Source organism: Bradyrhizobium arachidis, from assembly GCF_024758505.1.
Taxonomy (GTDB): domain Bacteria; phylum Pseudomonadota; class Alphaproteobacteria; order Rhizobiales; family Xanthobacteraceae; genus Bradyrhizobium; species Bradyrhizobium manausense_C.
Window position 1 is genome coordinate 909,248 of record NZ_CP077970.1, and the last position, 13,745, is coordinate 922,992.

Here is a 13,745-nt window from a genome sequence, read left to right on the forward strand (position 1 = left end):
GGGAGGGTCGATCGCGCGAAGCGCGAGCGGGGTGGGGTGATCTCTCAACACGGGCGGCGGCCGACGTGGAGAGACCGTCACCCCACCCCGCTTCGCATTCCGCTTTGCTCCATGCGAAGCGACCCTCCCCCTCCAGGGGAGGGTAAGCGCCTACTGACTCCCCGCCGTGACACCAAAGTCCACCGGCGCGAGCCCGTCCTCCTTGCAGCGCCAGCCGTCGGCCGCCTTCTCGAAGGCAAAAGCCTTCTGGACCCGCAGCCTGCGTGTCACGTTAAAACTGTCCTTGGAAGAACGCTCCTTGGCGACTGACGCGGCTTGCGCGTTGCCCGTCTTGAGGTCCCAGCAGGTGCCCGTGCAGGTGGCCGCAACGCTGCTGCAGCCAGTGAAGGGCGACAGCACGACCATCTCGACCTCGGCCGTGACCAGTGCCTCCTGCGCCGCCACTTCGGTGTCCATCTCGAACACGCGGTTGATCCGGACGAAATTGCCGCACGAATTGGCCGCATGGATCCGGGCGACGCAGAAGTCGACGGCGTCGGTGTTGGGCAGCCGCGCCGCGATCTGGCGGCCGAACACCTTCTTCGGATCGCCCTTGGCGGCCGTGATCTCCGCGGTCCTGCGGATGAGATAGTCTTGCAGGCAGGGCTCCGACGATGTCAATTCGTCCAGCGGCACGTTGTCCTTGCCGACCAGATTGCATTGGCGATCGCGCTCCCGCGTCCAGCGGCCGAATTCGGCGAAGGCAAAGCGCGCTTCGGTCGGATTGAGCTTGCCGATCAGGTCGTGGACCATGTCGTTCAGCTCGGTCTCGGCGAGCGCCAGCGACGGCTCGCTGCAGATCAGCGCGCCGGCGGCCGTGCTCGCTGCCAGGCAATCGAAATTGGGATCGCGCAGGATCGCAGCGCGCTCGAGGGTGACCTTCAGCAGGCACGCCTTGACGGAATCGACCTCCTCATAGGTCACCGTATCGGTGCCGCCAAAAATGCCGCAACCGAGATTGCGTTGCCGGAGCCAGATCGCGTTCTCCTGGATCGCGGGCAGCGGATCGGGCAGGCGGGCCAGGCGTTCCTGGATCGCCGCACCGAGCTTCTCGGCTGCAGCCGCAAGCTCGCCGTCACCGCAAAAGAGCTGGTTGGCGGGATCGCGCTGCCGATCGCAATTGTTCCTGGCAAAGAGCGGCAGCTTGTCGGCGATGGAGCGGTTGGAATTGCCGGATTGAGCAAATGCCGGCGACACCAACAGCGCAAGCACGACCAGTAAGATCAACCGCATTCCACTCGCCCCCGGGCATGGTTGTGGCCATGCTAGCTTCCCGGATGGCGCGAAGGAAAGGGCTTAGGGCCTCAAGGCGCCTCGTTGGCAGCGACCAGCGAGGTACGGGCGTTGTCCCGCTGCGCGGCGACGACCGGCTCGTCGACATATTTCATGACGGCGGCCTGATACAGCACGAACAGCGGCCGGTAGCCCCTCGCATTCTCGTCCTCGACCATGGCCATGCGCCGGTTGTCCAGCATCAGCCAGTGGCCGTCGAGCTTTGCTGCGGCAACCGCATGCTCTTCGCCGGCCTGCGTGTCGCGCACGACCACGATCCGCAGGTCTTCAGGGGCTACGCCGGCAAGACGCAGCGCGGCCATTTTTGCGATCGCATAGTCCTCGCAGTCGCCGGCGCCGCGGGCGAAGGTCGACAGCGGCGGGCTCCAGACGTCGTCGGCGCCGTCGCTGGCCGGCCTGATCGCGAGATTGATGGCGCGGTTGGTCTCGCCGAGCCGGGCGCGGCCTTCGCGAGTCCGCGCCTGGTCGACGATGGCGAGCAGCTTGAGCGCCGCCGGCGAGACGCAGTTTTCGCGATCGCCGTCGCACAGCGCGAGCTGCACCATCTCGTCGTCGAGCTTCTGCTTCATGCCGAACCATTTCTGCCTGAGACCACCATGCGAGATGGCGAAGGCGAACAAGCCGAACGGCTCGCCGGATTTGCGCACAAGTGCGGCGGGTCCCGGCGACAGCAAGGTGCCGGCGCGAAGCTCGGCGGCTGAGCCTGCGAGGATCAATCCGAACAGGACAACAACTGCGCGCCAGGCGCGCGATTTGGCAACGGACTCCATCTGACATCCCCTGTCCGGCATCGTCAGATCCCCCTCGATCCGAGCGTGCCGGCTTTGTTTCTGTGCGGAGATAGTGCGGGGAGGGCCGTGTTGTTCTGCTTAACGCGCCCGGCTGGGGCGCCAAAACCGCGGAACAGCCTGAAACCGGCCTCGCCAGTTTGCGTAAAATTTTACGAATCAGGCGCTAGCTCAGGGCCGGCCGCCGCGAAATGGAACCAATTGCGGGCTCAGGTTGCGGACGAAAGCCGGTTCCTGCGCGATATGGCTAACGAGCTGCCATTTCGCCGGTTCTGTTAGCTAGGTCACAGTTATAGTTCCGTATTTGCCGCAGTATGTTGCAGGGCACTATGTAGGACAGGTGACATAAGTATTCGCTGCTGAATACGAATGTCATTATACTTAGGACTATTGGAAATGCGCTGGGATGAGCGGGGATCTTCCTCGAACTATTCGAGGAAATACACTATTATTTCTTTGCTGATTCGGCCGATGTTACGGCCGAAGGGCTTCGTTGCGCCAATTCTTTCCAGCAATAGATGGTTTCACTAACGACTTGCTAATGATATGCAAGCTTAGGCCATCGATACTTACTTAAAAATTAACGCTTTTACGGTGCCCCGTTGAATTACGCTGGCAAGTTTGACGCCGCGCTTTCCTTGGATGGCCAGGGTTTTCATTCCCCAGCCCATCGCCATGTCGATTTTTTTTCCGTCGAGGGCCACGGCAAGGTTCCGGCGGGCGCCTTCGTTGTTCCCGATCCCAACCTGATCTTCCACGGCGATTTCAAGCGCGCCGGCGTCGACCTGGTGCTGTCCCGCGACGGTCAGGAATTCGTCCTTCACGATTATTTCAAGGGCGAGAAGCGCGCGGCCATCGCTTCGCCCGACGGCGCCCATCTCACCGGGGAACTCGTCGATGCGCTCACCGGTCACGTTCAATATGCCCAAGCCGCCCCCGGGGCCGGCGCTGGCCAGGTCATCGGCCACGTCACCAAGCTCACCGGCGGCGCGACCGCCATCCGCAACGGCGTCTCGATCATCCTGAACAACGGCGACAATGTCGAGAAGGGCGACGTCGTCTCCACCGGCTCGGACGCGACGCTCGGCATCACCTTCATCGACGGCACCGTGTTCGGCCTGTCCGCCAATGCGCGGATGGTGCTGAACGAGATGGTCTACGACCCCAACGGGTCGAACAATTCCTCGTTGCTCAGCCTGGTCGCGGGCACGATCACCTTCGTCGCCGGCGAGACCGCCAAGCACGGCGACATGAAGATCGACACCCCGGTCGCGACCATGGGCATCCGCGGCACCGCCGTGCTGTCGCAGCTCGAGTTCTTCATCCCGCCGCCGACCATCGACAACCCGACACCGCAACCGGAGCCGAAGGTCAGCTTCCAGGTGCTGGTCGAGCCGGACGGCACCACCGGCTCCTACATCCTGTTCGACAAGATCACGCTGCTGCCGATCGCCACCGTCAACCAGGCGGGGCAGATGATCCAGATCAGCGGCGGCAACGTCACGATCGGCAATGCGCTGCTGTCGCCGGAAGTGCAGAAGCTGATCACGGACGTGTTCACGCTGAAGTTCACGGACAACACCAACAATAATACCAAGCTGACCACGAACTTCACCGATACGGTCACACCCGACAGCAATGGGCTGCTGTTCAAGACAGTGGCCGGTGCGGAGGTGCTCGCGACCTACGTCAACACGGTCAACACCGGGAACAATGGGACGCCGCAGGACACCAGGACGGTCGCCGATCGCATTCCCGGCCCGCCGAACGCCGTCGTGCTCGACAGCAATGGCCAGCCAAGGGTGGCCTTCACGCTGACCGAACTGTTCAACAAGACGGGTGATACCGGTACGGACAGCGTCGGCGGCCGGATCAGTTTCGTCGACGTCAATCTCGGCGACAGGCCGACGGTGCAGATTGACTTCAAGTCCGTCACCTATCAGAACGCCAACCATCAGGACGTGACGAGCGGGCTGTCCGCGCTGCAGAAGGCCGATGTCGCCGCGACCGAGGTCAAGATTGTCGTTACTCCCGACGCCGGCAATACCAACAACGGCTCGGCGCAGTGGAGCTACAGCGTCCCTGACAAGGCCTTCGACTTCCTCGCCGCCGGCGAGGTGCTGACGCTGACCTACATGGTCCGTGTCGACAACAATTTCAGCGTCAACCCCGAAACTGCCTTCATCCCGATCACCATCACGATATCAGGCACCAACGACAAGCCGGTGATCGCGACCAGCGTGCCGACCATCACCTTTGCCGGCGGCACCAGCGTTCCCGGCGGCCCGCTGACCTCAAGCGTTCCGACCTCGGGCACCCTGACCTTCACCGACGTCGACCTCACCGATACGCACACGGTCTCGGTCAAGCTGACCAGCGCCAGCCTGCCCGGCGGCACCGTGCCGCCGGCGCCGCTCGCGGCGTTCCAGAACGCGCTCTCGGTCTCGCTCGCCGGCCACGACAGCACCGGCAGCGGCACTGGCGTCATCAGCTGGTCGCTGGCCGATCTTCCGGTCTATCTCGCCGATTTCATCCCGGAGGACGCGGTCCTGACGCTGACCTACACGGTTACGCTGACGGATTCGCAAGGCGCGACCTCGACGCAGACCATCACAGTCACCATCACGGGCACCGACAGCCCGGCGGTGGTCTGGATCGCGACCGCGCAGGCGGGCTCGCCTCCCGGCGGCTTCTGGAAGGACGGGGCGAACTGGGAAACCGGCACCGTGCCGACGATCGACGACGACGTCATCGTCATCACCGACCAGTTGCATGGCCTGACGCCCTCTTATCCGGTCACGATCGACGAGGCGGCGTTCGCGAAATCGCTGACCATGAACGATTTCGGCGGCCCGCCGCCGGAAGTGATCAACAACAGCTCGCTGACGATCGCGGGCGCCCTCAACCTCAGCGCCGATTCGATCCTGACCAATTCCGTGACGGGCACCATCACCGTCGGCGGCAAGGCCGAGATCCTCGACACCAGCGTGCTGACCAATGCCGGCCAACTGACGCTTTCGGCCGGCGGTGATTTCGGCAGCCAGACCACGATCACCAATTCCGGCACGCTGGAGCTGGCCGGTGGCACGCTCAATCTGCTCGGCACCGTCGACAACACCGGCGGCACGTTCCAGGTCGACGGTGGCGCCACGCTGGCGCTCGACAGCGGCACCATCGACGGCGGTACGGTTACGATCGCGGGCACGCTGGAGCTCGACGGCAGCAGCGTCATCAAGAACGGTACGCTCGGCAATTCCGGCGCGGTTGATGTCAACGGAACCGCCGAATTCGACAATGAAGCGGTCGACAATGCCGGCGGCACGATCACGATCGCCGCGGCCGGCGCGCTGGTTCTGAGCGGCAGCACGGTGACCGGTGGCACCGTCACCGACAACGGCACCATCCACGTCACCGGCAACAGCGCAATCAACGGCGCCTCCGTCACGGGCGGCGGCATCACCGTCGATGCGGCCAAGACGCTGACCCTGAATAATACGACCGTCACCAACAGCACGATCATCGACAACGGCACGGTCAAGGTCGATGCCTCGAAGACGCTGAACATCAACGGCGTGGCCGTGACCGGCGGTGCCTTGAGCGTATCGGGCACGCTAAAGTCTTCCGGCGCGAGCTCGACCACCAACACGGCCATCACCAACAATTCGGTGATCGAGGCCATCGCCGGTCTCCTGACACTGTCAGCCACGACGTCGGTTGCGATCGCCAACAGCGGCACGCTGCGGGCCAATGGCGGTGAGCTCGACATTTCCGGCGAAGCGGTCACCAACACCGGCACGCTGGCCGCGATCAACGACTCTACGCTGAAGCTGATCTCGACGACGGTGACCAACACCGGCGGCACCGTTTCGGTGGAGTCAGGTTCGACCCTCGACCTCTCCGGCGCGACCATCACCGGCGGCACGCTGACGATCTCGGGCACGCTGGAATCGACCGGCATCAGCGCGATCAACGACGCCGACATCACCAATACCGGCACGATCACCGTTACCAGCGGCACGCTGACGATCGACCCGCCGGTCGTGCACACGATCACCAACCAAAATGTGATTGAGGCCAATGGCGGCACGCTCGACATCATCGGCGACCTGATCGTCAACACCGCGACGCTGCAGGCGATCAACGGCGGCACGCTGAAGCTCACCAATGTCACGGTCACCAATGCCGGCGGCACGGTGTCGACCGACGGCACCTCAAAACTCTATCTGACCGGTGTCTCGATCAACGACGGCACCTTGAGCAATGCCGGCAATCTCTATGGCGTGTCGGGCACCAACACGATCACGGCCGCCGTCACCAATACCGGCACGATCGAGGTGCAGGGCGGCACGCTGGATCTGGCGGGCGGCCTGACCGGCGCCGGCACGCTGATCATCGACGACGGCGCGACGCTGGCGCTTGGCGGTGCCGACGCCCAGACCGTCACCTTCGCGGGCGGCACTGACACGCTTCAGCTTGATAAGGGTGCAGGCTTCACCGGCACGATCGCGGGCGAGGCGTCGACCGGCGGCACCTTCACCGTCACCGGCAACGGCAACATCAATTCCACCAAGGGCGATGCGCTCGACTTCACGGCCTCGGGCGGCACGGTCGGCAATGCCGCCGACATCGTGTTGACGCCGACGGGCACGCTGACCGGCGCGACCAATGGTATCGTCGTCACCCAAAACGGTGTCGGCGACATTTCGCTGACCACCGGCGGCGACGTCACGGGCCTGTCCGGCGACGGCATCGTGCTGCATCACGGCGCGAGCGGCGCTGGCGATATCACCGCGACGATCGGCGCCTGCGTCACCGGTGCGGTCGGTCTCGACGTGCTTGCCAATGGCGACGGCGACGTCACCATCACCAACAACGGCACGATTACCGGCACCACCGGGGTCGGCATCCACGTCACCCAGGACGGCGCGGGCGCAACCGGTTCGACCCACATCACCAACACCGGCGCGGTGGTCGGTGCCGATGGCGAGGCCGCGATCTCCATCCAGGAGAATGCGACCGGCACGGCGCTGATCGACAATTCCGGCACCATCGGCCCCGACGGCGCCGGCACGGTGACGTCGACGACGGTGGCGATCCTCGAGACCGGCGGCGCCGTCACCATCAACAACAGCGGCGAGATCAACGGCAACATCTCGGTTGCGACTGCGACCTTCAACAACGAGGCCGGCGGCACCTGGACGGTGTCGGGCACCTCTGTGTTCGGCACCCTGTCGACGATCGACAACGCCGGCACGATCGATCTGCGCGACGGCGCCTCGATCGCCAGCGCGGATGGCTTGACCTTCGCCATCACCAATTCCAATGCGATCGACAGTTGGGGCACGAATTCGATCACGGGCACCATCACCAACACCGGCACGATCGAGGTCGACAGCGGAACACTGACGCTGTTCGGTTCGCTGTCGGGTTCGGGCTCCGTCGCCATCGACGCCGATGCGACGCTCAAGCTCGAGGGCTCGGTGACGCAAACCGTGACCTTCTCTGGCGGCAACGCCGAGCTCGAGATCGGCACCACGAGCTTTGACGGCACCATCGCGGGCCTGTCGTCGACCGACAAGATCGACCTGACGACGATCAAGTACGACATCGGCACCACGGCGACCTATGACGCGGTGACCGGCGAGCTCACCGTCAGTGACACCTACGGCCACAGCATCACGTTAAAACTGTCCGGCGACTACAGCAACGCGCATTTTGCCGGCAGCGACGACGGCAGCGGCAACACGCTGATCACGCTGAATGCTGCCGACGACGTGCCCGCCTTCGACGCTGCCGAGACCTCGCAAAGCACGAGCTTTGCCGAGCTCGACAACACCACGGGCTCCTCGAGCACGGATCCGGCGCCGGCGGCGACCGGCACCATCCATTTCACCGACATCGACCTGACCGACCGGCCGACCGCGTCCGTCACGGACAATGCCGTGACCTGGACCGATGCCGACCACAGCACCGATCTCTCCGCGTCGCTCACTTCAGGCCAGATCAGTGCCATCGAGCAGGCGCTGACGCTTCAGCAGAGCGGCAACACCAACAACGGCGCCATCGGCTGGACCTATTCAATCGCCGACGGCGCGCTGGACTTCCTCGGCGAAGACCAGACCGTGACGCTGCTATCCACCATCACGCTCGACGACCATCAGGGCGGTACCGACACTGCGCAGGTCAAGGTCACCATCACCGGCAAGAACGATGCGCCCGCCATCACCGCCGAGAGCGGTGACAGCACCCGCGCGACCCAACCGGAGACCGATGACGGACAGACGGCGCGGGGCACGCTGACCCTGTCGGACGCCGACGTCACCGACCACGTGTCGGTGTCGCTCGGCCACCTCGACGTCTATCTCGACGGCGTGCTCCAGACCGATACGGTCGGCGGCATCTCGCACGACACGCTCGCGACCTATCTGACCCTGCCGTCGGGCGATATCCTCGACGGCACCGGCACGCACGCGCAGTTCACCTGGGAATTCAACTCCAGCGGCGAGGCCTTCGATTTCCTCGCCAACGGCCAGACGCTGTCGCTGCAATATACGATCGTGCCGAGCGACGGCCACACCTCGGCCGGGACCGGTGAGCAGGTCGTCACCATCGAGATATCAGGCACCAACGACGCGCCGACACTCGATTCCGCGACGCTCGCCTCTGTCGTCGGCAACGACAGCGATCCGGCCGGCAGCACCGTCAGCGATCTCTTTGCGGGCAAGTTCCACGATGCCGATGCCGGCGCGAGCCTGAAAGCCATCGCTGTCACCGCCGACAATGCGACGGCCACCGAGGGCGTCTGGCAATACGAGGTCGCCGGAACCAGCCAGTGGATCGACATCGGATCGGTCGACGACCAGCACGCGCTGGTGCTCAGCCCCGACACGCTGATCCGCTTCGTGCCGGCGGACGGGTTCACCGGCACCCCGGGCACGCTCGGCGTTCACGCCCTCGATGACACCTATGCCGGCGCCGTCACGGGCGCATCGGCAGTGACGATCGACCTCACGAGTACGGGCACGGGCGGCACCACGCCGGTGTCGGACACCGTCGCCACGATCGGTACCAGCGTGACGGCCCCGGCCGGCGGGCCGGTCATCGATACCGAGAGCTTCCTGATCGAGCACGTCAGGGAGAGCATTCCCCCCGTCGACGTCATCACCAATTTGGTGGTCACCGACACCGATCCGGGCGCGTCGACGGATCATTTCACCGTCACCGCAACGACCGCCCATGCGCCCGGCAGCAGCGTCTATCTGTCCTCGGAGTCCGGCTTGCTCAGCGAGATCAATCTGGGCTTCGAGAACGGCGTCACCTACGATCCAGGCCTGTCGCCGCCGGATACCGACCAGATCACGCTGACGGTCACCGATTCCGCGGGCCGCTTCGACACGGTCCACTTCATCTTCAACGAAGCCGGGGAAGGCCAGGGCATCACGCTGGAAGGCACCGACGGCAAGGACGTCATCTTCGCAACCGAGAGCAGCGACACGCTGATCGGCGGCGCTGCCAAGGACCAGTTCGTGTTCGCGCCGGGTTCGCCGCTGGTCATCGTCGAGCACACGGTCAAAGATTTCGAGGTGGGCGTCGACAAGATCGACCTGCGGCTGTTCGATGGCGTCGATTCATGGACCGACGTCAACAAGACCCAGGTGGGCAACGATACGGTGCTGACCGTCGAGGATCACGACACCATCCTGCTCAAGAACGTACTCGCCAGCAGTCTAAGCGCCGGCGACTTCATCGTCACGAACCACGGTGGCGGCATTCCTTGAGCCCCGCCGGTCGGTCGTGCGGCCCCACGGTGGCGAAAAATCGCGGCTTTTCGCGCCAAAAGGCGTAGCCAACCGTCCGCGAACGCTCCAAGATCGAACCGGAACCCAGGGCGGGAAGTCCAACAGGCATGAAGCGGCTGAGGATATGGCGGCGGTGGTTCGCGCGGAAGTTCGGCTACGCGCGGCTGGTCTGTCTTGCGCTCCTCGTCGGCTTCGCCGCCTTGCGCATCGCCGATCCTGCCCCAGTCGAGGAGCTTCGCGTCCGCACCTTCGATCACTTCCAGGCCTGGGACTCCCGCAAGAAGACCGCAAGGCCCGTCGTCATCGTCGACATCGACGATCGGACCCTGAAGGCGGTCGGCCAGTGGCCATGGCCGCGGACCAAGCTTGCGGACCTCATCACCAATCTGACGCGGCTCGGTGCCGCCGCGATCGCCTTCGACGTGATGTTCCCCGAGCCCGATCGGCTCAATCCCGATATCGCGGTCGAGTCCTTCCGTAGTCTGGACGAGGCGACGCGTGAGAAGTTGAAGGCGCTTCCGAGCAACGACCAGATGTTTGCCGAGGCGATCAAGCGTTCCCGCGTCGTGCTCGGCGAGGCCGGCCTTCCGGTCAGCAATTCGGAGCTCGACAAGAAGCTTCCGCAGACTGGACTGGCCACTCTGGGTGAGGATCCGCATCCTTTCCTGTTCGAATTTCCCGGCTTGCTGCGAAACATTCCGGTGCTCGAGGCGGCCTCCTCCGGCCGGGGTCTCCTGACCATCAAGCCCGAGCGCGACGGTATCGTGCGGCGGACGCCGATGATCACGCAGGCCCAGGGCGTGATCCTGCCGTCGCTGACCTTCGAGATGCTGCGCGTGGTGTCGGGCTCCAGCACCATCCTGGTCAAGACCGACAAGGAAGGCATCCGCAGCATCGGCGTGAAGGGCTTTACGATCCCGACCGACAAGAACGGCCAGCTCTGGGTGCATTTCGCCAAGCAGGATCCCACGATCTACGTGCCGGCAGTTGATGTGCTGGAAGGGCGTGTTGCGCCGGACAGGATCGCGCAACGGCTGGTGCTGATTGGCACCTCGGCAGCAGGACTCAACGACATCAAGACGACGCCGGTTGAGCCCGCCATGCCCGGCGTCGAAATCCACGCTCAGGTGCTGGAGAGCGCGCTGACTGGCTCGATCGTCTCGCAGCCGAACTACGGCATCGCGATCGAGTTTTTTGCCGCCATGATCATGGGCATTTTGGTGATCGTCTTCGCGCCGAAGTTCGGGCCTGTCACGCTGGTCGGCGTCGGCGCGCTGTTCGCTTCGGTGTTGATCGGCTTCTCCTTGTACTATTATATGCGCTATCGCCTCTTGATCGATGCGACCTATCCGCTGTTCTCGACCACCGCGATCTATTTGACGCTGATCTTTGCAAGCTTCGTGCGCGAGCAGCAGCAGCGCAAGCAGATCCGAGGCCAGTTCGCGCAGTACATGTCACCGGTGCTGGTCGAGCAGATGGCACAGTCGCCGGAAAAGGTCGTACTCGGCGGCGAGGAGCGCGAGTTGACGATCATGTTCTCCGACGTCCGCGGCTTCACCACGATCTCGGAGAGCTACAAGCACGATCCGCAGGGCCTGATCGCGCTGATGAACCGCTTCCTGACGCCGCTCACCGACGTGATCATCGAAAAGAAGGGCTACGTCGATAAGTACATGGGCGACGCCATCATGGCGTTCTGGAACGCACCGCTCGATGACAAGCAACACGAGATCAACGCCTGCGAGGCGGCGGTCGCCATGCTCGAGCAGATCGACGAGGTCAACAAGGACCGCGAGGAAGAAGCCGCCGACGGCGGCCATGTGTACATCCCGCTCAATGTCGGCATCGGCCTCAACACGGGTATAGGCGTGGTCGGCAACATGGGGTCCGACCAGAAGTTCAACTATTCGGTGCTCGGCGACAGCGTCAACCTGGCCTCGCGCCTGGAAGGGCAGACCAAGGAATACGGCTTCCCGATCATCGTCGGCTCGAAGACCGCGCTTGCTGCCAGGGAAAAATTCGCGATCCTCGAGCTCGACTTCATCATGGTCAAGGGCAAGACCGAGCCGGAGGTGATCTACGCCATCGCCGGCCGCGAGGACGTCATGCACTCGGCCGCTTTCCAGCGCCTGCGCAACATCACCATCGAGATGCTCGCCTGCTACCGCAGCCGCGACTGGCAGGGCGCGCTCGATGCGATCGAGCGCGGCCGCAAGAGCGAAGACGCCGACACGCTGGAGAAGCTGTTCAATCTCTACGAGTCGCGGATCGAGGAGTTCAAGGAATCCCCGCCGCCCGACGACTGGAACGGCGCATTCGCGCTGTTGACGAAGTAGCGTTGGCGTGAGGAGGTCGCTCGCGACACATTTCCGGTGTCGTCCTGGCGAAGGCCAGGACCCATAACCCCTGGGAGTAATCGCGGGGCGAATCTGGCAACCACGAGTCTTCGCCAAACCACTTCCTGTGGTTATGGGTCCCGGATCTGCGCTTACGCTTGTCCGGGACGACGGCGGTGATTGTTGAAGCCGCCAGCCTCAAGCTGCGCCCGCCGCTACTCCGCCGACAGCCGCACCATCTGCCGCCCGCCGTTCATTTCCTTGAGGCGATTGACGTAGTTCTCGGGACGCAGCCAGCGCACCGGCGTCTTCAATCCCATGAAGCTTGCGATGCTGCCGATGAACGACGTGCAGTTGGCCGTTTCGGCGTTCCACACCAGTGAGTTCGCCTGCAACTGCTTGATGTAGGCGAACACCCGCTTTGCGTCCGCCTCGCTCAGATAGACCCGGTAGTTCGCGGTCAGATATTCCGGATCGAGATCGCCATAGCTCGCGCCGGTCTCGGCCGGCACAAATGTCAGGTGCCCGAGCACATAGGTGAAGGTTTCTCCGACCGGCGTGAGGCCCGCGACTTCGACGGCGCGTTCGCTCGTCTTGCCGTACCAGACGAAGGCATGGCCCCAGCTCGCAGCGGTCCTTGCCCTGAAGTCGACGTAGTAGGGCCCCTTGGTAGCGGCCTGCCGTCGGCCGGCCGGCGCTTCGCTGGACACAAGCGCATTCGCGTCAGCGATGCGCTTGTGCTGTTCGTGTGCGGATGCCGATGAACTCACGCATGGAAGCGAGGCCGCGAGTGTGACACCCGCAAGCAGCGACAATCCCAATCTCTGAAGAGAACGCGCCACGCTCACCCCCACCAAGTTCAACGACGCGCGTGTGCGCTTAGTAGCGCGAGACGACCGGGCCGGGCGCCTTGCCGATGGGAGCTTTTCCGACCGGGGACTTGCCAATCGGCATCTTGCCGACGACGGGCGCTTCCGAATAGACGGGCGCAGGCTGGCGACGCGGCAGGTCGGCGGCGCTGGCGGCAGTCACCACGGCAAGCGTAGCACCGGCGGCAATAACGAACTTGATCACGGCAGATTCCCCATGAAGTTGGACGACACACAATAATGCCTGCCGGGCGTAAGCCTGCAGGCATGCAGTGCACATGATCGATGGAATGCGACGACAGTGCGGCGCGAGCTTTGCCGAATATGTCTGAGATGAGGCGGTTGTGAGACTCGGGACGAGGCCGCGTGCTACATGGCAATCCCGGGATCAGGCCATAGCCGCGCGCCGCAGGAGGGACCAGCATGACACGACCGACGCCCAAAGCGATCAAGGCAACCGCCGAGACCGCAGGCATCCCCGTGGATGACGAGACCGCAACCCGCATCTCCAACTCCATCGGACCGGCCTTCGAGGGCTTCTCGGTCATCGCCGGCACGCTGCCGTTTGATCTCGAGCCTTCGCACTTCGTGCTCGCGCAAACCGCGAAGGTGACGAAATGA

Annotated in this window: 8 protein-coding genes; 3 read left to right on the forward strand and 5 right to left on the reverse strand. The window is 64.0% G+C overall.

The features are described from left to right. Positions 1-150: 150 nt before the first annotated feature. The 3 genes from KUF59_RS04270 to KUF59_RS04280 all read right to left on the reverse strand — a co-directional run bounded on the left by KUF59_RS04270 (position 151) and on the right by KUF59_RS04280 (position 2,944). Positions 151-1,272: a lysozyme inhibitor LprI family protein gene (locus tag KUF59_RS04270; RefSeq protein ID WP_212460530.1), complete on the reverse strand. Its 1,122-nt coding sequence runs from the start codon at positions 1,270-1,272 to the stop codon at positions 151-153. Between the two features lie 71 nt (positions 1,273-1,343). Then, entirely contained in the window at positions 1,344-2,102 is a 759-nt protein-coding gene (locus tag KUF59_RS04275; protein WP_212460529.1) for a transglutaminase-like cysteine peptidase, read from the reverse strand. A 587-nt stretch (positions 2,103-2,689) separates the two neighbouring features. Next, complete coding sequence (locus tag KUF59_RS04280; protein ID WP_249140601.1) at positions 2,690-2,944, reverse strand: hypothetical protein; 255 nt, start codon at positions 2,942-2,944, stop codon at positions 2,690-2,692. On the opposite strand from KUF59_RS04280, the gene KUF59_RS04285 reads away from it, so the two are divergent. Both KUF59_RS04285 and KUF59_RS04290 read left to right on the forward strand, forming a co-directional pair. Then, entirely contained in the window at positions 2,909-9,898 is a 6,990-nt protein-coding gene (locus KUF59_RS04285) for a VCBS domain-containing protein (RefSeq protein WP_258768382.1), read from the forward strand. The two genes, KUF59_RS04280 and KUF59_RS04285, sit on opposite strands and share 36 nt — an antisense overlap. A 128-nt stretch (positions 9,899-10,026) precedes the next feature. Then, entirely contained in the window at positions 10,027-12,255 is a 2,229-nt protein-coding gene (locus tag KUF59_RS04290) for a CHASE2 domain-containing protein (protein ID WP_212460527.1), read from the forward strand. A 215-nt stretch (positions 12,256-12,470) separates the two neighbouring features. Here KUF59_RS04290 and KUF59_RS04295 read toward each other — a convergent pair whose 3' ends face one another. After that, positions 12,471-13,097, reverse strand: coding sequence for a hypothetical protein (locus KUF59_RS04295; RefSeq protein ID WP_258768384.1), 627 nt, complete (start codon positions 13,095-13,097; stop codon positions 12,471-12,473). A 37-nt stretch (positions 13,098-13,134) separates the two neighbouring features. After that, positions 13,135-13,329 (reverse strand): hypothetical protein, encoded by a 195-nt coding sequence (locus tag KUF59_RS04300; protein WP_212404788.1) that lies wholly within the window; start codon positions 13,327-13,329, stop codon positions 13,135-13,137. A gap of 218 nt (positions 13,330-13,547) precedes the next feature. Here KUF59_RS04300 and KUF59_RS04305 point away from each other — a divergent pair, with 218 nt between their 5' ends. Continuing rightward, a complete protein-coding gene (locus KUF59_RS04305) occupies positions 13,548-13,745 on the forward strand; it encodes a hypothetical protein (RefSeq protein ID WP_258768386.1) in 198 nt (65 codons plus the stop codon).